The sequence below is a fragment of the Xanthomonas sp. 3058 genome (genome assembly GCF_014199765.1).
In the GTDB taxonomy this organism is placed as follows: Bacteria; Pseudomonadota; Gammaproteobacteria; order Xanthomonadales; family Xanthomonadaceae; genus Xanthomonas; species Xanthomonas campestris_B.
The window spans coordinates 148,741-173,799 of record NZ_JACHOF010000002.1 but is presented as its reverse complement, the minus strand read 5'-3'; the positions used below and the strand labels follow the sequence as shown (position 1 = coordinate 173,799).

The following is a 25,059-nucleotide window of genomic DNA, read 5'->3' as shown; positions in this document are numbered from 1 at the left end:
CGGTCAGTCGATGTAACGCTTGAGCAGGTCGCCGTACGCATCGATGCGACGGTCGCGCAGGAACGGCCAGATGCGGCGCACGTGTTCGCTGCGCTGCAGGTCGACGTCGCACACCAGCACGGTCGGATCCTGTCCGGCCTCGGCGATGAACTCGCCCTGCGGTCCCAGCACATGGCTGTTGCCCCAGAACTGGATGCCGGAAGCGCCCAGCGGCGAGGGCTCATGGCCGATGCGGTTGCACGACAGCACCGGCACGCCATTGGCGACCGCATGGCCGCGATGGCTGAGCACCCACGCATCGCGCTGGCGTTCCTGCTCGGGTTGCTGGTCGTCCGGATCCCAGCCGATCGCGGTGGGGTAGAGCAGCAGTTCCGCACCGGCCAGCGCCATCAGGCGCGCAGCCTCGGGGTACCACTGGTCCCAGCACACCAGTACGCCGAGACGACCCACCGAGGTGTCGATCGGCGTGAATCCCAGATCGCCCGGGGTGAAATAGAACTTCTCGTAGAAGCCCGGATCGTCCGGTATATGCATCTTGCGGTACTTGCCGAGCAGGCGGCCGTCCTTCTCGAACACCACTGCGGTGTTGTGATACAGCCCGGCCGCGCGGCGCTCGAACAACGAGGCCACCAGCACCACGCCATGCTGCTTGGCCAGCGCGCCCAGGCGCTCGGTGCTGGGGCCGGGAATCGGCTCGGCCAGATCGAATTCGTCCACCGATTCGTGCTGGCAGAAATACGCACCGTTGTGCAGTTCCTGCAGCAGCACCAGCTTGGCGCCCTGCGCGGCGGCTTCTGCCACGCGCGATGCGATGATGGCCAGATTGGCCTCGGCGTCGCCGTGGTTGCGCTCCTGGATCAGCGCGACGGAAAGAAGGTGACGGGACATGGCATCTCATCCTGCAAAGGTGCGCACTAAGGTAGCGCGCCATGGCGTAACACCGGCCTGCCGGCCGGAACAAGAACCGACGCGCTGCGTGCGCAGCCGCGACGAACGCAACGTTTAGGCGGCGAGCAGGCCGGCCGGCAACTGCATGGTCAGGCAATGCAGACTGCCGTTCTGCCAGATCAGCGCACGGCACGGAACCGGCACGATTTCGTGCTGCGGAAACGCTTGGGCCAACACTGCCTGCGCGGCGGCATCGACCGCATCGCCGTACGCCGGCATCAGCACCGCGCCGTTGACGATCAGGAAGTTGGCATACGACGCAGCCAGACGCCGGCCTTGATCGAGAATCGGCTCGGCCCACGGCAGCACGAACAGGCGATACGGCTGCCCATCGGCGGTGCGCAACGCGGCCAGTTCGGCGCCCATCGCCTGCAGTTCGGTGTAATGCGAATCGGTGGCTACATCGCAGCCCTGGTAGACGATCGCGTCGGGTCCGGCAAAGCGGGCCAGCGTATCGATATGCGCGTCGGTGTCGTCGCCTTCCAGATAGCCATGATCCAGCCACAGCACGCGGTCCTGCGCCAGCCAGGTGGCCAGATCGGCACTCAACGACTCGCGCGTGCGCTGCGGATGCCGCTCGTGCAGGCACTTCCAGGTGGTCAACAACGTGCCGGCGCCATCGGTCTCGATCGCACCGCCTTCCAGCGCGAAATCCACCGTCTGCACCGGGGCAGGCACGAACACCTGCGCCGCATCCAGTGAGGTGACCAGTTGATCGTCCAGGCTGGCCTCGAACTTGCCGCCCCAGCCGGTGAAGCGGAAATCCATCAGCCGGAAGCCGCCGTCCTGGCGCAGCGTGATCGGGCCGGAGTCGCGCAGCCAGGTGTCGTTGTAGGCCGCAATCACGAAGCGTACCTGCGCCATGTCCACCCGCGCCGAGCGCAGCCGTGCCTCGGCGTAGATCTGCAGATCGTCATCGGCCGCGCAGATGACTACCGGCTCGAAGCGGGAGATCGCCGTCACCAGCGCGATGTAGGTCTCTTCCACATCGGCCAGGCGCTCGGCCCAATCGGTACCGGCATGCGGCCACGCAAGCAGCACGGCGGATTGGGGTTCCCACTCGGCGGGAAAGCGAACTGCGTCGGTCATAACGAACAAATACCCATCAATGCCCATGCGAAGCCGGGCTGTTTATCAAATCCCCGCACATGGACGTGCGGGCTCTTGCGAAGGACGCGCGTTGCATCGACCTTTGCGAGCGACCTGCATCGACGTTGCGCGAAACGACATGGCGCAACATCGACATTGCCGGGAGCTCACGTTGATCGCCTCCTGCGCCATTGCACCGAACCAGGATGACAGGAACCACCGAACGCACGCGCTCAAATGCGCAATCACCTGATCGGCGGCTTCGGCCCGATCTCGTTGGCATCGGCCTGATTGGCCACCACGTCGATCACCCGGCTCTTTTCGAAGTACACGGTGAAGGCCGGATACACCCAGCGGTGGATCGTCGGCCATTGGCGCTTCTGGCCGCCGCGCGGGTCGAGCTTTTGCTGCGGCGCGCCGTAACGACCTTCGACCTGACCCATGCTGTCGCCGCGCAAGGGCAGGGCGGCGGCAGGTTTCTGCTGTACACGATCGATCAGCAACGTCTCGGCCGACGCAACGGCGCTAATCCCCATCAGCGCGATCAGTGGCAGGACAAACAAACGGTTGCGCATGTCATCTACTCCCCAGTGGACAAGATTTCGGATGGTGATTACAGCAAAAATTCAGGATGGACGTGCTTCCAGCGCGGTGTTGTTCAAAGCAGTCTCGAGCCTGTGCCCCCGCGCCACCAGCGCGCGAAGCTGGCCAGGCCCTGGCGCATGACAGCCTGCACCTCGCAACCGCTGGCGTGAAGCATCGGCCAAGAAAAAACCGCCCGAAGGCGGCTTTCTCGGGTCTTGCTCGCGCAGCAAAGGCTTAGCGCTGACGCGCCTTGAAGCGCGGGTTCGACTTGCAGATCACGAAGACCTTGCCGCGGCGGCGGACCACCTTGCAGTCGCGGTGACGGGTCTTCGCAGACTTCAGGGAGGACAGGACTTTCATGGCACACCTCGGCGTAAACGGTTGGATTCGATGGAAGAGTGCGCGCGATCAAGGCTGCACCCGGAATTAAGCCGGCAATTCTAACCGGCTTTTCGTCGTGCTTTCAAGTGCTTGCATCCCAATCCCTGCGGGCGGCGCTACACTAGCGGCTGTTGACCTTCCGGAAACCTGAATGACCGACCTTTCGCCCGTCCTCACCATCGATGGTCCCTCCGGCGCCGGCAAGGGGACCGTGAGCCGGATCGTGGCCGCCCGGTTGGGCTGGCACTACCTCGATTCGGGCGCACTGTATCGCGCGGTGGGCGTGGCGGCGAGCTGGGCCGATCTGGACGTCTCCGACCAGGCCGCGCTGGTGCGCTGCACCTTCGATACCAAGGTGGAGTTCGACGACGCGGGCGAGGCGGGGCTGCGGGTGCTGGTCAACGGCGTGGATGCCACCAGCGAATTGCGCCTGGAAACCACTGGCGCATTGGCGTCGGCGATCGCCGCCATTCCCGAGGTGCGCAGTGCCCTGAAGGAGCGCCAGCGCGCATTCAGGCGCGCGCCCGGGTTGGTCGCGGACGGGCGCGACATGGGGACGGTGATCTTCCCGAACGCCGCATACAAGGTCTTCCTGACCGCCAGTGCCGAGGAACGTGCGGGTCGTCGCCATAAACAGTTGATGGAAAAGGGTGTTTCGGTTATCTTTGACGACCTGCTGCGCGAGATCATGGCTCGAGATGCCCGTGATGCGCAGCGGGTGGTGGCGCCATTGCGGCCGGCCGAAGACGCCGTGCTGATCGATACCAGCGGAATGGGGATCGAGGATGTCGTCCAACGTGTGGTGGGGTTGTTAGCTCCTCACACGTCGTCGTAAGCGTTCCGCAAGCGGGCATGTCCCGCCGACCGTAAGGCGTTCCAAGGCTCCGCCGCACATCCCGTGTGGCGGTTCTATGACTACTTAACCGACTCGCTGTCCGGGGTCGACCAACAGGCTGGGCGGTACGTATCAGTCGCCAGGCGACGATCGACCCCCGTGTGTTCAACTGAGTAAATTCCAAATGACAGAATCTTTTGCCGAACTGTTCGAAGCCAGCCAAGCCAATCTGGCGAAGCTGAAGCCGGGCTCCATTGTCACCGGTACCGTCGTGGAAGTTCGCGGCGACGTGGTGGTGATCAACGCTGGCCTGAAGTCCGAAGGCATTGTGCCGATCGAGCAGTTCCGTAACGACGCTGGCGAAATCGATGTCGGCGTGGGCGACCAGGTCAAGGTTGCCCTCGACTCCATCGAAAACGGCTTCGGCGAAACCGTGCTGTCGCGCGAGAAGGCCAAGCGCGCAATGGTGTGGGACGAGCTGGAAGAGGCGTTGGAGAAGAACGAAACCATCACCGGCCGCATCAGCGGCAAGGTCAAGGGTGGTTTCACCGTGGACATCAAGGATGTCCGCGCGTTCCTGCCCGGTTCGCTGGTGGATGTGCGCCCGGTGCGCGACCCGGCCTACCTGGAAGGCAAGGAACTCGAGTTCAAGCTGATCAAGCTGGACCGCAAGCGCAACAACGTGGTGGTTTCGCGTCGTGCAGTGGTCGAGAGCGAGCATTCGGAAGAGCGCGAGCAGCTGATGGACAAGCTGCAGGAAGGCGCGATCCTGAAGGGCGTGGTCAAGAACCTGACCGACTACGGCGCGTTCGTGGACCTGGGCGGTATCGACGGCCTGCTGCACATCACCGACATGGCCTGGAAGCGCGTGCGCCATCCGTCCGAAGTCGTCAACGTCGGCGACGAGCTCGACGTGCGCGTGCTGAAGTTCGATCGCGAGCGTAACCGCGTCAGCCTCGGCCTGAAGCAGCTGGGCGAAGATCCGTGGGACAACATCGCCCGTCGTTACCCGGCCAACAGCCGCGTGTTCGGCAAGGTCTCCAACGTCACCGATTACGGCGCATTCGTCGAGATCGAGCCGGGCGTCGAAGGTCTGGTGCACGTCTCCGAGATGGATTGGACCAACAAGAACGTCAACCCGTCCAAGGTTGTGCAGGTTGGGGACGAAGTCGAAGTGATGGTGCTGGACGTGGACGAGGAGCGTCGCCGCATCTCGTTGGGCATGAAGCAGGTTGCCGCCAATCCGTGGGAAACCTTCGCTGCGACCCACAAGAAGAACGACAAGGTGTCCGGTCAGATCAAGTCGATCACCGACTTCGGCATCTTCATCGGTCTGGACGGCGGCATCGACGGTCTGGTGCACCTGTCCGACATCAGCTGGAACACCACCGGCGAAGATGTCGTGCGCAACTACAAGAAGGGCGACACGCTGGAAGCCGTCGTGCTGGCAGTGGACCCGGAACGCGAGCGCATCAGCCTGGGCGTCAAGCAGCTGGAGCAGGATCCGTTCGGTCAGTACATGGCGTCCAACCCGAAGGGTTCGAAGGTCGAAGGCGTTGTGCGTGAAGTGGATGCCAAGGGCGCCACCATCGACCTGGCCGACGGCATCGAGGGCTACGTCGCTGCACGCGACATTGCCAACGAGCGCGTCGACGATGCGACTCAGCACCTGAAGGTCGGCGACAAGATCGAAGCCAAGTTCGTGGGCATGGACCGCAAGGGCCGTACCCTGCAGCTGTCGATCAAGGCCAAGGACGACGCCGAAATGCGCGAGACGCTGGAGGAATATCAGTCCTCCGCTGCGTCGGGCGGCATGACTCAGCTGGGCGCGCTGCTGCGTGCACAGTTGAACAGCAACAAGTCCGAGTAAGCGCGTAGCGCTCGCAAGAGCGTGATGGATCGGCCCGGGCATGCCCGGGCCGATTCCGATGTGTCAGTCGAAAAAAGCAAGTTTTCCCATGACCAAGTCCGAATTGATTGAAATCCTGGCGCGACGTCAAGCGCATCTGAAGTCGGACGACGTGGATCTGGCAGTGAAGTCGCTGCTGGAAATGATGGGGCAGGCGCTCTCCGATGGTGATCGGATCGAAATTCGCGGGTTCGGCAGCTTCTCGCTGCACTACCGCCCGCCACGCCTTGGCCGTAATCCCAAGACCGGTGAGTCGGTCGCGTTGCCGGGCAAGCATGTTCCACACTTCAAGCCAGGCAAGGAATTGCGTGAGCGTGTCAGCTCTGTGGTCCCGGTCGATCTGGCCGATGCAGCTGACTAAAGACCGTTCTGCCGCTGCGTTTATGCCGGCTCGGTTAAGCTAAACCCCTTTCCGACGGAGTCTGGCCATGAAGGTGTTTCGCTTGCTGGTGATGTTGGCCTTTCTGTTGGTCGGTCTGATCATCGGCGCGGTCAATTCCCAGGACATTACCCTCGATTTTCTGTTCTCAAGTGTGCATACCACGTCCGGAATCGCGATCATCGTCGCGTTGCTGGTCGGTGTGTTGATCGGCGCCGGCATGGTGCTGGTGAGTGTGGTGATTCCCCTCTATTCCAAACTGCGCCAGGCCAACAAGGCTGTAGCGGTCAGTCGCGCCGACGCCAGGCCCATCACGCCTGCCGCAGTCGAGCCGCGCCCCTTTGATGGACTGTAAGCGCGTATGGACTTTCTGACCGAATGGATCTGGTTCTTCCTGTTCGTGCCAGTGGCGGCACTGGGTGGCTGGATCGTTGGCCGTCGTGGCGGTCAACGGCATGGAGATACGCAGGTCAGCCGCCTGTCCAGTACGTACTTTCGCGGTCTGAACTATCTGCTCAACGAGCAGCCGGACAAGGCGATCGAGTTGTTTTTGCATATCGCCGAGCTGGACAAGGAAACCTTCGAGACCCAGGTCGCGTTGGGGCATCTGTTCCGACGTCGCGGTGAAGTCGATCGCGCCATCCGCTTGCACCAGGGTCTGGTGCAACGCGCCGACCTGACCGATCAGCAGCGCGTCCAGGCCTTGCTGGCGTTGGGCGAGGACTACATGAAATCCGGTCTGCTGGATCGTGCCGAAACCGTGTTCACCGAGTTGGCCCAGCTGGATCAACGCGCCCCGCAAGCGCTGCGCCATCTGATCGGCATCTATCAGGCCGAACGCGATTGGGAAAAGGCGATCGACAACGCCACCCGCTACGAAGAAGTGACCGGCGAGCCGATGGGCAAGCTGATCTCACAGTTCCAGTGCGAGCTGGCGGATCGCTATCGTGGCGTGAACAAGACCGATGAAGCATTGCAGGCGATCGCACGCGCCTATCAGGCCGATGGCACTTCCGTGCGCGCGGGCATTCTGGAAGGACGCATCGAAGCCGAGCGTGGACATGACGAAGCGGCCGTGCGCGCCTTCGAGCGCGCCGCCCGGCATGATCCGGAATATCTGCCGGAGATCATTCCTGCGCTGATGGCCGCCTATCGCCGGGTCGGCGACATCGCGGGCGCACGTAACTTCCTGTCCGAGATGACCGAACACTATCGCGGTATCGCGCCGGTGCTGGCGCTGACGCAGCTGATGGAAGCGCAGGATGGCGTGGCGCCTGCGCTGGCCTACCTGGGCCGTCAGCTCAAGGATCGGCCGTCGGTACGTGGTGAGTCCGCATTGATCGACCTTACCCTGGCCGAAGGTAGTGACCCGGTCGGCACGCTGCAGGATCTCAAGCACATCACCGACCAGTTGCTGGTGCGCAATCCGAGTTATCGCTGCACGCGCTGCGGCTTTGGTGCCAAGACGCACCACTGGCAATGCCCGAGCTGCAAGGAATGGGGTACGGTCAAGCCGCTGTTGAACTACGCGGTGGTCTGATGCCGCAGGCTTGGCTGTGGTGGTGCCTGTTGCATCTGACGATCGCAGCCCTGGGAACCTGGTTGCTGCGGCGCTACGCGCTGCATCGCCGCTTGCTCGACCACCCGGGTGAGCGCCGTAGCCACAGGGTGGCAACGCCGCGCGGCGGCGGCATGGCGATCGTGGCGGCAATCCTGCTGGGTTGCGTGACTGCGGCAACGGTGTGGCCGGATGCGCGCCTGATCATCGGCTGGTTTGCGGCCGGTCTGGTACTGGTGGCGGGGGTGGGCTGGTGGGATGACCATCGGCCGTTGTCGGCCAGGCTGCGTTTTGCGATTCATCTGACCGCATCGGCGTCGTTGGGCGTGTTGGTGGGTGACTGCACTGGCAACGTGTGGGATGGCGTGCTCGGCGCAGCAGCATCGGTGGTGCTGATCAATGTCTGGAATTTCATGGATGGCATCAACGGTCTTGCTGCCAGTCAGGCCGCATTGGCCGCACTGGCGTTCGCCGCTGTTGCCCCCGGTTCATGGGGCTTGGCCGGTCTTGCAGTGGCGGCATCCTGCCTGGGATTTCTTCCGTTCAATTTTCCACGCGCGCGCATTTTCCTCGGCGATGGCGGCAGCGGTGGGCTTGGATATGTGCTGGCTGCATTGCTCGCGCTCAACGTGGCGAGCGGGCAAGTGACCTGGTGGATCAGCTGGTTGCCGTTGACTGCCTTTCTTGTGGACGCCGGCTTCACGCTGCTGTCTCGCATGCTCGACAGGCAGCGCTGGTGGGAGCCTCATGCTCAGCATGTCTATCAGCGCCTGGCGCGCAGGCTTGAGACGCACGTCTCGGTAACAGGCGTTTACTTCGCTTTCAGCTTCGCTACAGTCTGCTTGTATGTGGTAATCCGCCATGATGCGTTTTTGCTCCAGGTTCTCGCAGCCATGGTCTGGAGTGCAGGCATGACCGCGATCTGGCATTTTCTGCGCGATGGACTGCGCAATTTCTGAGCAATGGACTTTTATGATTTCCTGGCGTGACCGTTTGACAAAGGTGTTGCCGCAGCTGGCCGTAGTGACACACGACCTGCTGATGGTGTGGGTGTGCTGGCAGTTGCTGCACGCCGGCCGCTATTCGATGTTGCGCGAGGCGCCGGGGCTTCCCTTGTGGGACTGGCACACTGCGGTCGTGCTGATCGCGCAAGGGCTGGTGTTCTGGAAGATGGGGCTGTATCGCGGGCTGTGGCGCTTCGCCTCGGTGCCGGATCTCTGGAACATTTTCAAGTCGAGTTTTCTCGGCCTGGTCGCGATCGTATTGGCGCTCTCCTACGATCGTCTGGACGGCGTGCCGCTGTCGGTGTTGGTTGTCTATCCGTTCGCATTGTCGGCATTGCTGGGAACGCCACGGCTGTTGTATCGGGCCTGGAAGGACTATCAGATCGCGCACTCCGGGGACGCTGCGCAACGCGTCCTGATCCTGGGCGCCGGACGTGCCGCCGAGGGGTTGGTGCGCGATCTTCGCCGTACCGGTGCATTCGTGCCGGTCGGCTATCTGGACGACGCCAGCAATCTGCATCGCGCCAAGATCCAGGGTCTGAACGTATTGGGCAATCTGGACCAGGCCGCAGCCATTGCCAAGGAAACGGCTGCAAAGCTGCTGGTGATCGCCATTCCCTCGTTGGATGCCTCCGGCATGCAGCGCGTCGTGGCGATTTGCGAAAGCACCGGCCTGCCGTTCCGGATGGTGCCCAAGCTGATCAACGTGCTGGAAGGGCGTTCATTGCCTGGCGAGTTGAAGGAGGTCGCCATTGAAGACCTGCTCAATCGCAAGCCGGTCACGCCCGATTGGCGGCTGATCCGCGATTGGCTGACCAGCAAGACGGTCATGGTGACCGGGGCCGGCGGCTCGATCGGCTCGGAAGTGTGCCGGCAGTGCGCGCGTCACGGGGCGCGTCGTATCGTGCTGCTGGAGATCGACGAGCTGGCGCTGTTGACGATCGATTCGGACCTGCGGCGGTTGTTTCCGGATATCGAGGTCGTTCGTGTACTTGGCGATTGCGGCGATCCGGCGGTGGTCGCGCATGCGCTCAAGATCGCCACCCCGGACGCCGTCTTCCATGCCGCCGCATACAAGCAGGTGCCGCTGCTGGAAGAGCAGTTACGCGAAGCGGTCCGCAACAATGTGCTGGCAACCGAGAACGTTGCCCGTGCCTGTCAGCGTGCACGCATCGAAACCTTTGTGTTCATTTCCACCGACAAGGCCGTCGAGCCGGTCAACGTGCTGGGCGCGAGCAAGCGCTATGCCGAAATGATCTGCCAGAGCCTTGATGCGCGCGACGCGCCGACGCGCTTCATCACTGTGCGCTTTGGCAATGTGCTGGACTCGGCCGGCAGCGTGGTGCCGCTGTTCCGCGAGCAGATTCGTCAGGGCGGCCCGGTCACCGTGACGCATCCGGATGTGACGCGCTATTTCATGACCATCCCGGAAGCCTGCCAGTTGGTGGTGCAGGCTGCGGCATCCGCCTCGCATGGTGCGATCTACACGTTGGACATGGGCGAGCCGGTGCCGATCCGCTTGCTGGCCGAGCAGATGATCCGGCTTGCCGGCAAGCAGCCGGGCAAGGATGTCGCGATTCTCTACACGGGCCTTCGCCCGGGCGAAAAGTTGCACGAGACACTATTTTATTCGGACGAAGACTATCGCCCGACCGCACATCCCAAGATCCTGGAGGCGGGCGTGCGCGAGTTTTCGCACGAGCAGGTCTTGCAACTGGTGACGCGTTTACGTGAGGCGGTCAATCGCTATGACGTCAACGCAATGGAGACGGTGCTGGGTAGTCTGATGCCGGATTTTGCAGCGGCTAGACGGAAAGTCGACACGCGATCTGATACGGTCGTTCCATTCCCCGCACGTGAGGTCAGAAGACTTTAATGAGCAAGCGTATTCGCAAGGCCGTATTCCCCGTCGCAGGTCTTGGGACCCGCTTTCTTCCGGCGACCAAAACGGTTCCGAAAGAAATGCTGCCAATCATCGACAAACCGTTGATCCAGTATGCCGTCGACGAGGCCATCCAGGCCGGTTGCGATACGCTGATCTTCGTGACCAATCGCTACAAGCACTCGATCGCCGACTACTTCGACAAGGCTTACGAACTGGAACAAAAGCTCGAACGCGCCGGCAAGCTGGAGCAATTGGAGTTGGTGCGCAATGCATTGCCGGAAGGCGTACGCGCCATCTTCGTGACGCAGGCCGAAGCGCTTGGCCTGGGCCACGCGGTTCTGTGTGCCAAGGCGGTGGTCGGTGACGAGCCGTTCGCGGTATTGCTGCCGGACGATCTGATCTGGAATCGGGGCGATGGCGCATTGACCCAGATGGCCGATGTGGCCGAAGCCTCCGGTGGTAGCGTCATCGCCGTGGAGGACGTGCCGCACGACAAGACCGCCAGCTATGGCATCGTGGCGACCGACGCATTCGATGGCCGCAAGGGGCGCATCAATGCCATTGTCGAAAAGCCCAAGCCGGAAGTCGCACCGAGCAATCTGGCAGTGGTCGGCCGCTATGTGCTGAGCCCGAAGATTTTCGAATTGCTCGAAGAAACCGGCGCCGGCGCGGGTGGCGAGATCCAGCTGACCGATGCGATTGCCGGGCTGTTGCAGCAGGAAACCGTGGACGCATACCGCTTCGAGGGACGTCGTTTCGACTGTGGCGCACACATTGGTCTGATCGAGGCCACGGTGCATTTCGCACTCGAACACGAAAAGCATGGTGGGCCGGCCAAGGAGATTCTGCGCAACGCGCTGGCTGAGGCCGACGCACGCGGTTGATCTGCGCACGATGCAACCAAAAGGCGGCGCCTCACGGCGCCGTTTTTTTTGTTTTGCGTTACCCGCCGTATCACGGGCGCGTTCGAAGCGTCATGGTGCGTGCTTGCGCTGTGCGGCTGCAAAGGCATCCAGCTGCTCGGGCGTAGCCTCTTTTTGATGCTGCTGCTTCCATTGCGCAAACGGCATGCCGTAGACCGCTTCGCGCGCCTGTTCCTTGCTCATCGCATGGCCTTGCGCCTCGGCCGCTTCGCGGTACCAGTCGCCCAGGCAATTGCGGCAGAAGCCGGCCAGGATCATCAGATCGATGTTCTGCACATCGGGCCGCTCCTGGTTGAGATGTTGCAAGAGCCGGCGAAATGCGGCCGCTTCGATGGACGTGGTTGAATCTGGTATCGAGGTGGTGTCGGTCATGGCGGAATCGGGGACAATAGGCGGCCTTCGACTCTACACCCGACGCCCCATGACCGCTTCCGCGCCAGCCCGTGCTTCGGCCCGCCTTCTCGATGGTCGCCGTATTGCCGAGGAATTGCTCGACGGACTGAAGCTGCGGGTGGATGCGCGTCTGGCCGCCGGCAAGGCCCGCCCCGGATTGGCGGTGGTGTTGGTCGGTGGCGATCCTGCCTCGTCGGTGTATGTGCGCAACAAGCGGCGTGCGGCGGAGAAGGTCGGCATCGAAGCCTTCGATTACGACTTGCCGCAGGGCACCAGCGAAGCCGAGTTGGCGAAGCTGATCGACCAGCTCAATGCCGATCCCAAGATCCACGGCATCCTGATCCAGTTGCCGCTGCCCGGCATTCCCGATGCCAACCGCCTGATCCAGCGTATCGATCCACGCAAGGACGTGGATGGCTTCCATCCGCAGAATGTCGGGCACCTGGCATTGCGCGAATTCGGCCTGCGCCCCTGCACGCCGCGCGGCATCGTGACCCTGCTCGGGCATACCGACCAGCCGGTGCGCGGACGTAATGCGACCATCGTTGGCGTGAGCAATCATGTCGGTCGGCCGATGGGGTTGGAGCTGTTGATCGCCGGTTGCACGGTGACCAGCTGCCACAAGTTCACCCCGGCCGATGTGCTGGAGGCCAGCGTGCGCAATGCCGACATCCTGGTGGTGGCGGTGGGCCGCCCTGGCCTGATTCCCGGCGACTGGGTCAAGCCGGGTGCAGTGGTGATCGATGTGGGCATCAATCGGCTGGATGACGGGCGCCTGGTCGGCGATGTCGGTTTCGACGCCGCAGCGCAGCGCGCCGCGTGGATTACCCCGGTCCCGGGCGGGGTAGGGCCGATGACGGTGGCCACGTTGATGCAGAACACCCTGGAGGCGGCCGACGCGGCTGGCTGAGCTGCGGACGTAACGCAGCATTGCGGCTGCGTGGTGTCTTCGTGAAGGCTTTCAGGGTAAAATGCCGCGCTTCCCCAAACTCGGGTCCGCCGATGCTCCGCATCCAGGCTGAAGCTCTTACCTACGACGACGTTTCGCTCGTCCCCGCTCATTCGATCGTCCTGCCCAAGGACGTCAGCCTGGAAACCCGGCTGACGCGCGATCTGCGCCTGAAACTGCCGATTCTCTCGGCCGCGATGGACACAGTGACCGAACACCGTCTGGCGGTGGCCATGGCCCAGTTGGGCGGCATCGGCATCATCCACAAGAACCTGACCCCGGCGCAGCAGGCGGGCGAGGTGGCCCGGGTCAAGAAGTTCGAGTCCGGCGTGATCACCGAGCCGTTCACGGTGAGCCCGGACACGACCATCGGCGAGGTGCTCAAGCTGACCCGCGCGCGCAACATCTCCGGTGTGCCGGTGGTGGATGGCAGCGAACTGGTCGGCATCGTCACCAGCCGCGATATGCGCTTCGAGAAGAAGCTCGACGATCCGGTCCGCCACATCATGACCAAGAAGGATCGCCTGATCACCGTGCGCGAAGGCGCCAGCGATGAGGAAGTGCTGGAGCTGCTGCATCGCAACCGCATCGAAAAGATCCTGGTGGTCAACGACAGCTTCGAGCTGCGCGGCCTGATCACGGTCAAGGACATCCAGAAGAAAACCGACAATCCCAATGCCGCCAAGGACGCGTCCACGCGCCTGTTGGTCGGCGCGGCGGTCGGTGTCGGCGGCGATACCGAACAGCGCATCGAATTGCTGGCTGCGGCGGGCGTGGACGTGGTCATCGTCGATACCGCGCACGGCCATTCGCAGGGCGTGATCGATCGGGTGGCCTGGGTCAAGAAGACCTATCCGCAGCTGCAGGTGATCGGCGGCAACATCGTCACCGGCGATGCCGCGCTGGCGCTGATGGACGCCGGTGCTGATGCGGTCAAGGTCGGCGTGGGTCCTGGCTCGATCTGCACCACGCGCGTGGTCGCCGGTGTCGGCGTGCCGCAGATCACTGCGGTGGACATGGTCGCCGAGGCGCTGCAGGACCGGATTCCGCTGATCGCCGACGGTGGCATCCGCTATTCCGGCGACATCGGCAAGGCGCTGGTCGCCGGCGCCTCCACGGTGATGGTCGGCGGCCTGTTCGCCGGCACCGAGGAAGCCCCGGGCGAGGTCGAATTGTTCCAGGGTCGCAGCTACAAGAGCTACCGCGGCATGGGCAGCCTGGGGGCGATGGAGAAGGGGTCCAAGGACCGCTATTTCCAGGATTCCAGCGATGCCGACAAGCTGGTGCCGGAAGGCATCGAAGGGCGCGTGCCGTATCGCGGCTCGGTCGGTGGCATCGTCCATCAGCTGATCGGCGGCCTGCGCGCCACCATGGGCTATGTGGGGTGCGCGACCATCGAGGAAATGCGCACCAAGCCGAAGTTCGTCACCATCACCGGTGCCGGCCAGCGCGAGAGCCATGTCCACGACGTGCAGATCACCAAGGAACCGCCGAATTACCGCATGGGGTGATGCCTGCGCGTGAATGGGGAATCGGGAGTCGGGAATCGATGAACCAGCGTCTGCGCCGCTTTGCCCATTCCCGATTCCCCGTTCCCGATTCCCGGCGCCAATGACCAACATCCATCACGACAAGATCCTCATCCTCGATTTCGGCGCGCAATACACCCAGCTGATTGCACGGCGTATCCGCGAGATCGGGGTGTATTGCGAAATCTGGGCCTGGGATCACGATCCGTCGGAAATCGCTGCCTTTGGGGCCAAGGGCATCATCCTGTCCGGCGGCCCTGAGTCGACCACGTTGCCGGGCGCGCCGGTCGCGCCGCAGCAAGTGTTCGACAGCGGCTTGCCGGTGCTTGGTATCTGCTACGGCATGCAGACCCTGGCTGCGCAATTGGGCGGCGCCACCGAAGCGGCCGATCAGCGCGAATTCGGTCATGCCGAAGTCGATGTGGTGGCCGCCGATGCGTTGTTCGCAGGGTTGACCGATCATGCCGGCGCGTCGCGCCTGAATGTGTGGATGAGCCACGGCGACCACGTGTCGCAGGTGCCGCCGGGCTTCACGGTCACTGCGGTGACCGACCGTATTCCGGTCGCGGCGATGTCCAACGAGGACAAGCGCTGGTACGGCGTGCAGTTCCACCCCGAAGTCACCCACACGTTGCAGGGCCAGACCCTGCTGCGTCGCTTCGTCGTCGATGTCTGCGGCTGTCAGACGTTGTGGACCGCAGCCAACATCATCGACGACCAGATCGCACGCGTGCGCGAGCAGGTAGGCGATGACGAAGTCATTCTTGGCCTGTCCGGCGGCGTCGATTCGTCGGTGGTCGCGGCGTTGTTGCACAAGGCGATCGGCGACAAGCTGACCTGCGTGTTCGTCGACACCGGCCTGCTGCGCTGGCAGGAAGGCGACCAGGTGATGGCGATGTTCGCCGAGCACATGGGTGTCAAGGTGATTCGCGTCAACGCGGCCGATCGCTATTTCGCCAAGCTCGAAGGCATCAGCGACCCGGAAGCCAAGCGCAAGATCATCGGCAACCTGTTCGTGGATATCTTCGACGAAGAATCCAGCAAGCTGGCCAATGCCAAATGGCTGGCGCAGGGCACGATCTATCCGGACGTCATCGAGTCGGCCGGCAGCAAGACCGGCAAGGCGCATGTCATCAAGAGCCACCACAACGTCGGTGGTTTGCCCGAGCACATGAAGCTGGGCCTGGTCGAACCGTTGCGCGAGTTGTTCAAGGACGAAGTGCGTCGCCTAGGCGTCGAACTCGGCCTGCCGCGCACGATGGTGTATCGCCATCCGTTCCCGGGCCCGGGCCTGGGTGTGCGCATTCTGGGCGAAGTGAAGCGCGAATACGCCGAACTGCTGGCCAAGGCCGATGCGATCTTCATCGAAGAACTGCGCAAGGCCGATCTGTACGACACCACCAGCCAGGCGTTCGCAGTGTTTCTTCCGGTGAAGTCGGTCGGCGTGGTCGGCGACGCACGCGCCTACGAATGGGTGATCGCGCTGCGCGCGGTGGAAACCATCGACTTTATGACCGCGCACTGGGCGCATCTGCCGTACGACTTCCTCGGCACGGTGAGCAACCGCATCATCAACGAGCTGCGCGGCGTGTCGCGCGTGGTCTACGACATCTCCGGCAAACCGCCGGCGACGATCGAGTGGGAATGAGTTGAACGACAAAGGCGCCGACAGGCGCCTTTGTCGTTCTGTTGGTGCGGTCGTGTCGTGGAGTGCTTCGCTCGTCGCCATGCATCGATGCATGGGGTGATTGGGTGGTGGTCACGGGTGTGCATGCCGCTGACGTCCACATCCAATCCGCGCGACCCAATCCGAACATGCCCGGTGCGCTGCCAAGTCGAACGGGAGTTGGCGGCGATGCGGTAAAAAACTGCGCGATGCGCGGTTTGATCCGGAGTCTAGTGCATCGACCAGTCAGCGGACCTTGGCCAATGCCAGACGCGCCTCGGCCATGAACTTCTGGGTTTCCTGCGGAGTGGAAAGATTGGCGCCAAGCTGATTGAGGACTTGTTCGATATCGCTTGAGGCGTCCCAGGCTTCGTCGCAGAGCATGCCGGCGATCGGGCCGAGGTAGTTCAGCGCGACTTTTTCCAGCGCTTCGCGGACGCGATCGTCCGGTGCCGAGCCGCCGTCTGCAGAAACTGACGCTGCACTTTCTGCCGCGACAGGTGCTGCAGCAGCGGGGGCCGCTGCGGGTGCTGCCGCTGCGCGCGGCGCAGCCGGCGCACTACCCAGATCCTGCTCGAAACCGCCCAACAACCACTGGCGCGAGTCCTCGCTCAGCAGCGAGGGCTTGCCCAGGCCGACGCCGGGATCGGCCTGAAAGCGGGCCTTGGCTGCATTGACCATGGTGAGGCGTTGCACTGCCTCATCATTGCGCAACATGCGGAACACCACTTCTTCGATCTGGCCGGCATTGAGGCGGACGATGCAGGAATGGTTTTCGTCGGTGACGATGAACAGAAAGCCGGACGCCTTCTTCAATGCCAGCGCCTTGAGCTCGCGCAGGATCTCGATCAGCGGACGAAATTCAGTGGACATGACGTCTCCCTTGCAGCATCTGGTACGGAATGGGCGGGAGCGGCTCAGCGTTTGCTGAGGCGCTCCATGGCCAACCGGACACTGTTGGAGAGGCGGGAGATGGCGCGCGCCAGGGTGCCGATTTCATCCTTGAGATTGACCTCGTCGATGGTGTGGTTCCATTTGCCCAGGCTCAGCTCTTCGGCCACGGTGGTCAAGTGCTGGATCGGACGCAGCACGCGGTTCCAGATCAGCGCCCATTGCAGGCCGAGCAGCAAGGCGCAGACCAGCAGGCCGATGCCGGCGATCCACAGCGATTGACGCACGATCACGCGATTGACGTCGCTCTTCGGGTAGGCCGAGACTAAGGTGAAGCCCCAGTCGGGCACGTCCTGTTTGATGACGACCCAGTCGTCCGGGCTTTCCTTGACGATCCGCTCGATGGTGGCGGTGTCGGTGGTGACACCGGTGGTGGATTGGAAGCGCAGCGTGTTCTTGCTGTCGAACACGGCAATGAAGCCGGAGTCGAGCACGCGTCGGCTGCCGATCACGTTTTCCAGCGCCTGGGTGTCGGCCTTGTAGCCGACGTACCAGGCGCCGATGACGCGCTTGTCGTTGCCGGCGAAAATCGGCTCGTAGCCGGTGACGTACGGATTGCCGAGGATGTCGACCACCCCGTAGAAACTTTCGCCGTTGCGCAGCTTGGCGGCGGCCTTGCCGTTGGGGTCCAGCACGGTGCCGATGGCGCGGCTGCCATCGTCCTTCTTGACGTTGGTGGAGATGCGCACGAACTCTTCGCCGGTGTGTGAGAACAACGTGGCGGTGCCTTCGTGGATGGACGTCACATCGTCGAGCATGCCGAACACATTGGCCTGCGACCGCTGACCCAGCAGCAGGTCGTTGGCAGTGCGATCGGCAACGCGCACTTCGCTGCCGAGGCTTGCCGCGCCCTGTGCGTTAGCCTCCTTGCGCAGCTGGCGCATGGACGAATTGACGCGATCGAGCATCATGGCGCGGGTGACCGAGAACAGCGTCTGCAAGGAGACCGACTGACGCTCGATCGATTCGCCGGCTTCGAACCTGACCCGGTTGGCTTCGGTAATGGCCAGAATGACCGTCAGTGCCACCACCACGACCAATACCAAGGCCAGCACCGGCAACAGCAGGCGCACCCGCAAAGAGTGACGAAGCATCGCAATTCCCCTGAATGCGTTTATATGATTGGATCTACGCCGGCGCAGCGCAGTGCCGCAGCCGGACATGGCTGTTATCGGCCGTCACGCAGGATGCTGAAGTGACCCCACGCCGCCGGCCGGGGGAAACGCATCGCGCCGTGTAGCGGAGCGACGCGGTATGCAGCCATCGGAGTGCGTGCCTCAAGACGCGCATCGCACAAAACCCCGCGCGCAGATATGACGCACGCGCCGCTAGCGCGTATCGGCCCGGTCGACGCCGACCATCACTGCAATGCGGTATCCCATAGCAATTTCAGGTTCAAACAGACGATCACCGCAGCGATTACCCAGGCGGTGCGCACAAGCCACGGCGGTGCGACCAATGCGCCCATCAAATTGCGATCCGACACAAAGCGCACCAGCGGAATCACCGCGAATGGCAGCTGCATCGACAACACCACCTGGCTCAGTACCAACAGCCGCGCGGTACCGGCCTCGCCATACAGCCAGGTCACGATCACCACCGGCACGATGGCGATGCTGCGGGTCAGCAGCCGGCGTATCCAGGGCGGCAGGCGCAACTGCAGAAAACCTTCCATCACGATCTGCCCGGCCAAGGTGGCGGTCACCGTCGAGTTCACGCCCGATGCGAGTAGGGCGACGGCGAACAGGGTCGATGCCAGCCCCACGCCCAGCATGGGGGCCAGCAATGCATGCGCCTGTTCGATTTCCTGCACATCGGTGCGTCCCTGCGCATGGAACACCGCCGCCGCCAGGATCAGGATCGATGCGTTGATGAATAGCGCGAACATCAACGCCACGGTGCTGTCGGTCACTGCCCAGCGCAGCGCCGATTTGCGTCCGCTATCGGTGCGCGGATACGCACGCGTCTGCACGATCGACGAATGCAGATACAGGTTATGCGGCATCACCGTGGCACCGATGATGCCGATCGCCAGATACAGCGCCTGTGGGTCGGTGACCACTTGCGCGCGCGGAATGAAACCGCCCAGCACCGCTGCGATCGGCGGCGCGGCCAGCGCAATCTGGATGCCGAAGCACACGAAGATGATCAACAGCAATGCGATCACGAAGGCTTCCAGCGCGCGGAAGCCACGGTTCATCAGCAACAGCACCAGCACCACATCCACCGCGGTGATGATCGCGCCCAGGGTCAGCGGAATGCCGAACAGCAGCTTCAACGCGATTGCGGTGCCGATCACCTCGGCCAGATCGCAGGCGATGATCGCGAGCTCGCAGATTCCCCACAGCGCCAGGTTCACTCCGCGCGGGTAGCGCGCCCGGCAGGCCTGCGCCAGATCCAGTCCCGTCGCGATGCCCAACCGCGCTGACAGGCTCTGCAGCACGATCGCCATCAGGTTGGACAGCAGGATCACCGACAGCAACAGATAGCCGAACTGCGAGCCGCCGGCCAGATCGGTGGCCCAGTTGCCCGGGTCCATGTAGCCGACCGACACCATGTAGCCCGGCCCCAGGAATGCCAGCAGCCGGAACCACCAATGGCCACCCTGGGGCACGGCGACACTGGCGTGGTGATCGCCCAGGCCACGGTTGTCCGGGGTCAAGGCAGGGGCGGGTGGACGGGCGGAGGACAAGCTGTTGGCGGACATGCGGAAGGTGCTGGCGGAGGATCGTAGGGATGATATAGCACTTGCTATTCTGTTGAGCATTGGCAAACTAAATCGTATTGATCGGCTGCGTGCTTCAAACTACGCATCCAGGCAATGCTGCCGGACGTGATAACGGGGATGAGGGTGGGCAAGAGCGAAAAGCCGGAGGTGGCCGCGCCGGTCCTGATCGATGCGCAGGTGCATATGGAGAGCTTCCGTCAGGTGCGCGAAGCGCGCCGCGCCGAGCTGGTGGAGGACTATGTGGAGCTGATCTCCGATCTGCTGGTCGATGGCGGCGAAGCGCGCCAGGTGGATATCGCGGCGCGCCTGGGCGTGGCCCAGCCGACCGTGGCGAAGATGCTCAAACGCCTGGTGCGCGACGGCTGGGTGGTGCAGCGCCCGTATCGCGGCGTCTTCCTGACCCCGGCCGGCGAGGCGCTGGCGGCGTCCAGCCGGCAGCGGCATCAGATCGTCGAGCGCTTCCTGCTGGCCCTGGGCATCGACGAGGCCACCGCGCGCCGCGATGCCGAAGGCATCGAACACCACGTCAGCGAAGCGACCGTCGCCGCATTCGCCGCTTTCCTGGAACGCCAGGGCGGCAGTGCCGCGTGAGCATGCCGCTGGAAGCGCCAGACGACGCTGCGCAGGCGTTGATCGACCGGCAATGGATGCAACGCGCCCTGCAATTGGCCGAACGTGCCGAGCGCGACTACGACGAAATTCCGGTTGGCGCCTTGCTGATCGATGCCGCCGGCAACGTGCTGGGCGAGGGCTGGAACTTCAACATCGCCAGCCACGATCCCAGCGCGCATGCCGAGATCATGGCCCTGCGCGAGGGCGGCCGCCGCTTGTCCAACCATCGGCTGATCGGCTGCACGCTGTATGTCACGCTGGAGCCGTGCGCGATGTGCGCGATGGCAATGATCCATGCCCGCATCGCACGGGTGGTGTTCGCTGCCAGCGACCCCAAGACCGGTGCCTGCGGCAGCGTATTCGATCTGCTCGCCGACCCGCGCCACAACCATCGCGTGCAGGTCAGCGGCGGCGTGCTGGCGGCCGAGGCAAGTCTGCGGCTGACCAACTACTTCAGGGCCAAGCGTGGCAAGCCGCCACTCGCGCCCTGAGCGGCGCGGCCGCGGTATGATGCGCGCCCTTCAGCATCTGGCCGGCGACGGCCCTTCACAGGACGGCGACATGGCAGACAACCTTGCGGGCAACGACCGACTGATCTGGATCGATCTGGAAATGACCGGCCTGGATACCGATCGCGATTCCATCATCGAGATCGCCACCATCGTCACCGATGCGCAGTTGAACGTGCTTGCCGAGGGGCCGGAACTGGCCATTGCCCATCCGCTGGCAACGCTCGAAGCGATGGACGAATGGAACCGCAACCAGCATCGTCGTTCCGGCCTGTGGCAGCGCGTGCTCGACAGCCAGGTCAGCCATGCTCAGGCCGAAGCGCAGACCATTGCGTTTCTGGGCGAGTGGATCCGCGCCGGCGCATCGCCGATGTGCGGCAACTCGATCTGCCAGGATCGCCGCTTCCTGCACCGTCAGATGTCGCGCCTGGAGCGCTACTTCCACTACCGCAATCTCGACGTGTCGACCATCAAGGAACTGGCACGGCGCTGGGCGCCGACGGTGGCCAATGGGTTTGCCAAGAGCTCGGCCCACACCGCCTTGAGCGATGTGCGTGATTCGATCGACGAGCTGCGCCACTACCGGCAGTTCATGGGCGCGCTGGGCGGCGATCGCCAGGCCGACGTGCAGGGCTGAGCGCTGGTCACCGCGTCGCTGCGTACTGCACGTCCCGGGTTGCAAACGACGTACGCGCGGGTCTGCCCGCGCTGGTTGAATGCACCGGTCGAGCACGCGGCGATGACGGTGGATCTCCGATAAAAAAGGCCGCATCACCTGATGCGGCCTTTTGCTTTTCCATCACGCCATCCAGGGCATCAACGCGCCAATGACGGTCCCTTGGTGACGTCGCCATCGTCGGTGACCCCCTTCAACAACAGGTCCGAAATCGGCTTGCCGTCGGCATCGTGGTGATACACATGCAGGTCGCGCTGCGGGTAGGGAAGGTTGAGCCCGTTCTCCAGCAACTGGTTGCGGATCTGCTCCAGCGTGGTGCTCTTGGCCGCGCCGAAATTGCTGTTGGTCGCATACGCGAACAACATCAGGTCCACCGTGCTTTCGCCCAGATTGGTCACCTGCACGAACGGTGCCGGCGAATCCAGGATGTTCGGATTGTCCTTGGCGATCTGCAGCAACAGCTGCTGGGCTTTTTTCAGATCGTCGTCATAGCCCACCCCCACGGTCACATCCAGACGCCGGTTGGGCAGGGTGCTGTAGTTGACGATCGGCGCAGTGGTAATCGTGCTGTTGGGCAGGGTGATCATGCGTTCGTCGAACGAGCGTAGCCGGGTCTGGAAGATCCGGATCTCGTCCACGATGCCTTCCTGGCCGGCAATCACCACGTGGTCGCCATCGCGCATCGGCCGCAACACGATCAGCATCACGCCTGCGGCGATGTTGGAGAGCGAATCCTTCAGTGCCAGGCCAACCGCCAGACCTGCCGCACCCAGTACCGCGATCAGCGAGGTCGGCGGCACGCCGATCTTGCTCAATGCGCTCACAAACACCAGCACCAGCAACAACGCATACAACACGTTGCGCAGGAAGTTGGTCAGCGTGATCTCGATGCGCGCGCGGGTCAGCGCACGGTGCAGCCACTGGCTGAGCTGTTTGGCCAGCCACATGCCGACCACGATGATCAGCAGCGCCAACCCCCAATTGAGCGCGTATTGCGCCCATGGGATGTTGGCCCAGTTGAATGCCGGCTCTGTCGCCGCAGGCACCGCGGTTACCGGCTTTGCGGCTGCTCCGGCAGCCGCCGCCATCACAAATGCACCCACCATTTCGATCAGCTCTCGCTCTTGAGCTTGGCCAGACGCAACCAGGTATCGACCACGGTGTCAGGATTCAACGACACCGATTCGATGCCCTCCTGCATCAGCCATTCGGCCAGTTCCGGGTGATCCGACGGCCCCTGGCCGCAGATGCCCACATACTTGCCCTTGGCACGTGCCGACTTGATCGCCATCGACAGCAGCTTCTTGACTGCAGGATTCCGCTCGTCGAACAGGTGCGCCACGATCGACGAATCGCGATCCAGGCCCAGGGTCAGCTGGGTCAGGTCGTTGGAGCCGATCGAGAAGCCGTCGAAGATGTCCAGGAACTCGTCGGCCAGCAGCGCGTTGGACGGCAGTTCGCACATCATGATGATCTTCAGGCCGTTTTCGCCCTGCTTGAGCCCGTTCTGCTCCAGCACCTCGATCACCTTGCGGCCTTCTTCCAAGGTGCGCACGAACGGAATCATCACCCAGAGGTTGTCCAGGCCCATCTCGTTGCGCACCTTCAACACCGCCTTGCACTCCAGCGAGAAGGCCTTGGTGAAGGACGGATCGACATAGCGGCTGGCGCCACGGAAGCCGATCATCGGGTTCTCTTCATGCGGCTCGTAACGCGAACCGCCGATCAGGTTGGCGTACTCATTGGACTTGAAGTCCGACAAGCGCACGATCACCGTGTTCGGCGCCACCGACGCGGTCAGCGTGGCGATGCCCTCGGCCAGACGGTTGACGTAGAAGCTCACCGGATCGCCATAGCCGGCGGTCTTGGCGTCGATCTTCTTGCGGACGTCGGCGTCCTGCTTGTCGTATTCCAGCAGCGCGTTGGGATGGATGCCGATATGCGCGGCGATGATCATCTCAAGACGCGCCAGGCCGATGCCGGCGTTGGGCAGCTGGCCGAAGTCGAACGCGCGCTCCGGGTTGGCCACGTTCATCATGATCTTGAGCGGGGCAGGCGGCATGTTGCCCAGATCGGTGGTGGTGCGCTCGAACGGCAGCAGGCCGTCGTAGATGAAACCGGTATCGCCTTCGGCGCAGCTCACCGTCACTTCCTGACCATCGCTGATCACATCGGTGGCATTGCCGGAGCCGACCACGGCCGGCACGCCGAGTTCGCGCGCGATGATGGCCGCGTGGCAGGTGCGGCCGCCACGGTTGGTGACGATCGCCGAGGCGCGCTTCATCACCGGCTCCCAATCGGGGTCGGTCATATCGGCAATCAACACATCGCCGGCCTGTACACGGTTCATGTCGTCCAGCGAACGCACTACACGTGCGACGCCGCTGCCGATCTTGGCGCCCACCGCGCGGCCTTCGACCAGGATCTTGGCGTCCTTGGCTTCCAGCGAGAAACGCTCGATCTGGGTGGCGTGGCTGCGCGACTTCACCGTCTCCGGGCGCGCCTGCACGATGAACAGCTTGCCGCTCACCCCGTCCTTGGCCCACTCGATATCCATCGGGCGGCCGTAATGCTTTTCGATCACCAATGCCTGCTTGGAGAGCTCCTGCACATCTTCATCGCTGATCGAGAAGGTGTTGCGCAGCTCCGCTGGCGTGTCTTCGGTGCGCACGCGTTCGCCGGGCACATCCGAATACACCATGCGGATCGCCTTGCTGCCGAGCGAGCGGCGCAGGATCGCCGGCTTGCCTGCGCTCAGCGTGGGCTTGTACACATAGAACTCGTCGGGGTTGACCGCGCCTTGCACGACCATCTCGCCCAAACCGAAGCTCGAGGTGACGAACACCACATCGCGGAAACCGGACTCGGTGTCCAGGGTGAACAGCACGCCTGCGGCGCCGACGCCCGAGCGCACCATCAACTGCACGCCGGCCGACAGGAACACGTCTTCGTGCTTGAACCCGTGATGCACGCGATAGGCGATCGCGCGATCGTTGTAGAGACTGGCGAACACTTCCTTAACTTTATGCACGACGTCGTCCGCGCCGGTCACGTTGAGGAAGGTTTCCTGCTGGCCTGCGAACGAGGCATCGGGCAGATCTTCAGCGGTGGCCGACGAACGCACTGCCACCGCGACGTCGCCGCCGCCGTTTTCGGCACATAGCTGTGCGTAAGCGGTGCGGATGTCGCGGTCCAGTTCGGGATGCAGTGGCGCGTCGGTCACCCAGCTGCGGATTTCCTTGCCGGCCACGGTCAGCGCGTTGACGTCTTCGACATCCAGCGTGGCAAGCCTGTCGAAGATGCGTTTGGACAGATCGTTGTGCGCGATGAAGTCCTTGAATGCCTCCGCAGTGGTCGCATATCCACCAGGAACCGACACGCCCAGCCCGGCCAGGTTGCCGATCATCTCGCCGAGCGAGGAATTTTTACCGCCTACGCGGGCCAGATCGGCCAGGCGTAGCTCATGCAACCACAGGATATTCTCGTTCAAGCGCGATGCTCCGTATTGGCCATCGCCCGAGCGGGCTGGATGGCCGCGTCCGTAGGAAGA

The 25,059-nt window shown here is 63.3% G+C and carries 24 protein-coding genes; 14 read left to right on the top strand and 10 right to left on the bottom strand.

Features of this window, described 5'->3' with window-relative positions:
- Positions 1 to 3: 3 nt before the first annotated feature.
- The 4 genes from GGR61_RS04715 to ykgO form a co-directional block, all read right to left on the bottom strand.
- Positions 4 to 888 (bottom strand): carbon-nitrogen hydrolase, encoded by an 885-nt coding sequence (locus GGR61_RS04715; protein WP_184408135.1) that lies wholly within the window; start codon positions 886 to 888, stop codon positions 4 to 6.
- 114 nt (positions 889 to 1,002) lie between these two features.
- The gene (locus tag GGR61_RS04710; RefSeq protein ID WP_184620610.1) at positions 1,003 to 2,037 is read right to left on the bottom strand and encodes an agmatine deiminase family protein; all 1,035 of its coding nucleotides are present in this window, start codon (positions 2,035 to 2,037) and stop codon (positions 1,003 to 1,005) included.
- Positions 2,038 to 2,282: 245 nt separating this feature from the next.
- On the bottom strand, positions 2,283 to 2,612 hold the full coding sequence (locus GGR61_RS04705) for a hypothetical protein (protein WP_184408137.1): 330 nt from the start codon (positions 2,610 to 2,612) through the stop codon (positions 2,283 to 2,285).
- Positions 2,613 to 2,856: 244 nt separating this feature from the next.
- The gene (gene ykgO / locus GGR61_RS04700; RefSeq protein ID WP_005913193.1) at positions 2,857 to 2,982 is read right to left on the bottom strand and encodes a type B 50S ribosomal protein L36; all 126 of its coding nucleotides are present in this window, start codon (positions 2,980 to 2,982) and stop codon (positions 2,857 to 2,859) included.
- A gap of 172 nt (positions 2,983 to 3,154) precedes the next feature.
- Between ykgO and cmk the strand changes: the two genes are divergently transcribed.
- The 8 genes from cmk to galU all read left to right on the top strand — a co-directional run bounded on the left by cmk (position 3,155) and on the right by galU (position 11,457).
- Positions 3,155 to 3,838 carry a (d)CMP kinase gene (gene cmk / locus GGR61_RS04695; protein WP_184408138.1) on the top strand — a complete coding sequence of 228 codons (684 nt, stop codon included), beginning with the start codon at positions 3,155 to 3,157 and terminating at the stop codon, positions 3,836 to 3,838.
- 184 nt (positions 3,839 to 4,022) lie between these two features.
- The gene (rpsA, locus tag GGR61_RS04690; RefSeq protein WP_016903550.1) at positions 4,023 to 5,708 is read left to right on the top strand and encodes a 30S ribosomal protein S1; all 1,686 of its coding nucleotides are present in this window, start codon (positions 4,023 to 4,025) and stop codon (positions 5,706 to 5,708) included.
- A gap of 88 nt (positions 5,709 to 5,796) precedes the next feature.
- Positions 5,797 to 6,108, top strand: a complete 312-nt coding sequence (locus GGR61_RS04685) for an integration host factor subunit beta (protein WP_002805779.1) — start codon at positions 5,797 to 5,799, stop codon at positions 6,106 to 6,108.
- Between the two features lie 67 nt (positions 6,109 to 6,175).
- Positions 6,176 to 6,481, top strand: coding sequence for a LapA family protein (locus GGR61_RS04680; RefSeq protein WP_184408139.1), 306 nt, complete (start codon positions 6,176 to 6,178; stop codon positions 6,479 to 6,481).
- 6 nt (positions 6,482 to 6,487) lie between these two features.
- Complete coding sequence (lapB, locus tag GGR61_RS04675; RefSeq protein WP_184408140.1) at positions 6,488 to 7,666, top strand: lipopolysaccharide assembly protein LapB; 1,179 nt, start codon at positions 6,488 to 6,490, stop codon at positions 7,664 to 7,666.
- The gene (locus tag GGR61_RS04670; protein ID WP_184620609.1) at positions 7,666 to 8,643 is read left to right on the top strand and encodes a lipopolysaccharide biosynthesis protein; all 978 of its coding nucleotides are present in this window, start codon (positions 7,666 to 7,668) and stop codon (positions 8,641 to 8,643) included. Before lapB ends, GGR61_RS04670 begins: the two co-directional genes overlap by 1 nt.
- A gap of 13 nt (positions 8,644 to 8,656) precedes the next feature.
- Positions 8,657 to 10,564 (top strand): nucleoside-diphosphate sugar epimerase/dehydratase, encoded by a 1,908-nt coding sequence (locus GGR61_RS04665; RefSeq protein WP_184620608.1) that lies wholly within the window; start codon positions 8,657 to 8,659, stop codon positions 10,562 to 10,564.
- Positions 10,564 to 11,457 carry a UTP--glucose-1-phosphate uridylyltransferase GalU gene (galU, locus tag GGR61_RS04660; protein WP_184408143.1) on the top strand — a complete coding sequence of 298 codons (894 nt, stop codon included), beginning with the start codon at positions 10,564 to 10,566 and terminating at the stop codon, positions 11,455 to 11,457. The genes GGR61_RS04665 and galU overlap by 1 nt, the downstream gene beginning before the upstream one ends.
- Before the next feature lie 90 nt (positions 11,458 to 11,547).
- On the opposite strand, the gene GGR61_RS04655 is transcribed toward galU, so the two are convergent.
- A complete protein-coding gene (locus GGR61_RS04655) occupies positions 11,548 to 11,868 on the bottom strand; it encodes a DUF1244 domain-containing protein (protein ID WP_184620607.1) in 321 nt (106 codons plus the stop codon).
- 49 nt (positions 11,869 to 11,917) lie between these two features.
- Here GGR61_RS04655 and folD point away from each other — a divergent pair, with 49 nt between their 5' ends.
- The 3 genes from folD to guaA all read left to right on the top strand — a co-directional run bounded on the left by folD (position 11,918) and on the right by guaA (position 16,015).
- Positions 11,918 to 12,799, top strand: a complete 882-nt coding sequence (gene folD, locus GGR61_RS04650) for a bifunctional methylenetetrahydrofolate dehydrogenase/methenyltetrahydrofolate cyclohydrolase FolD (RefSeq protein ID WP_184408145.1) — start codon at positions 11,918 to 11,920, stop codon at positions 12,797 to 12,799.
- Between the two features lie 92 nt (positions 12,800 to 12,891).
- A complete protein-coding gene (gene guaB / locus GGR61_RS04645) occupies positions 12,892 to 14,349 on the top strand; it encodes an IMP dehydrogenase (RefSeq protein ID WP_184620606.1) in 1,458 nt (485 codons plus the stop codon).
- Between the two features lie 100 nt (positions 14,350 to 14,449).
- Positions 14,450 to 16,015, top strand: a complete 1,566-nt coding sequence (guaA, locus tag GGR61_RS04640) for a glutamine-hydrolyzing GMP synthase (RefSeq protein ID WP_184408147.1) — start codon at positions 14,450 to 14,452, stop codon at positions 16,013 to 16,015.
- A 264-nt stretch (positions 16,016 to 16,279) separates the two neighbouring features.
- On the opposite strand, the gene GGR61_RS04635 is transcribed toward guaA, so the two are convergent.
- From GGR61_RS04635 to GGR61_RS04625, 3 genes are all read right to left on the bottom strand, one after another.
- On the bottom strand, positions 16,280 to 16,906 hold the full coding sequence (locus GGR61_RS04635) for a hypothetical protein (protein ID WP_184620605.1): 627 nt from the start codon (positions 16,904 to 16,906) through the stop codon (positions 16,280 to 16,282).
- A 44-nt stretch (positions 16,907 to 16,950) separates the two neighbouring features.
- Positions 16,951 to 18,078, bottom strand: a complete 1,128-nt coding sequence (locus GGR61_RS04630) for a Cache 3/Cache 2 fusion domain-containing protein (RefSeq protein ID WP_184408149.1) — start codon at positions 18,076 to 18,078, stop codon at positions 16,951 to 16,953.
- 266 nt (positions 18,079 to 18,344) lie between these two features.
- Positions 18,345 to 19,691 carry an Nramp family divalent metal transporter gene (locus GGR61_RS04625; protein ID WP_184620604.1) on the bottom strand — a complete coding sequence of 449 codons (1,347 nt, stop codon included), beginning with the start codon at positions 19,689 to 19,691 and terminating at the stop codon, positions 18,345 to 18,347.
- Positions 19,692 to 19,835: 144 nt separating this feature from the next.
- Between GGR61_RS04625 and mntR the strand changes: the two genes are divergently transcribed.
- The 3 genes from mntR (at position 19,836) to orn (ending at position 21,470) form a co-directional block, all read left to right on the top strand.
- Complete coding sequence (gene mntR, locus GGR61_RS04620; RefSeq protein ID WP_184620737.1) at positions 19,836 to 20,303, top strand: manganese-binding transcriptional regulator MntR; 468 nt, start codon at positions 19,836 to 19,838, stop codon at positions 20,301 to 20,303.
- Positions 20,300 to 20,815, top strand: a complete 516-nt coding sequence (gene tadA, locus GGR61_RS04615) for a tRNA adenosine(34) deaminase TadA (protein WP_184620603.1) — start codon at positions 20,300 to 20,302, stop codon at positions 20,813 to 20,815. The genes mntR and tadA overlap by 4 nt, the downstream gene beginning before the upstream one ends.
- A 70-nt stretch (positions 20,816 to 20,885) precedes the next feature.
- Positions 20,886 to 21,470 (top strand): oligoribonuclease, encoded by a 585-nt coding sequence (orn, locus tag GGR61_RS04610; RefSeq protein WP_184408152.1) that lies wholly within the window; start codon positions 20,886 to 20,888, stop codon positions 21,468 to 21,470.
- 179 nt (positions 21,471 to 21,649) lie between these two features.
- On the opposite strand, the gene GGR61_RS04605 is transcribed toward orn, so the two are convergent.
- Positions 21,650 to 22,621: a mechanosensitive ion channel domain-containing protein gene (locus GGR61_RS04605; protein WP_184620736.1), complete on the bottom strand. Its 972-nt coding sequence runs from the start codon at positions 22,619 to 22,621 to the stop codon at positions 21,650 to 21,652.
- Complete coding sequence (ppsA, locus tag GGR61_RS04600) at positions 22,621 to 24,999, bottom strand: phosphoenolpyruvate synthase (protein ID WP_184408153.1); 2,379 nt, start codon at positions 24,997 to 24,999, stop codon at positions 22,621 to 22,623. Before ppsA ends, GGR61_RS04605 begins: the two co-directional genes overlap by 1 nt.
- Between the last annotated feature and the right edge of the window lie 60 nt (positions 25,000 to 25,059).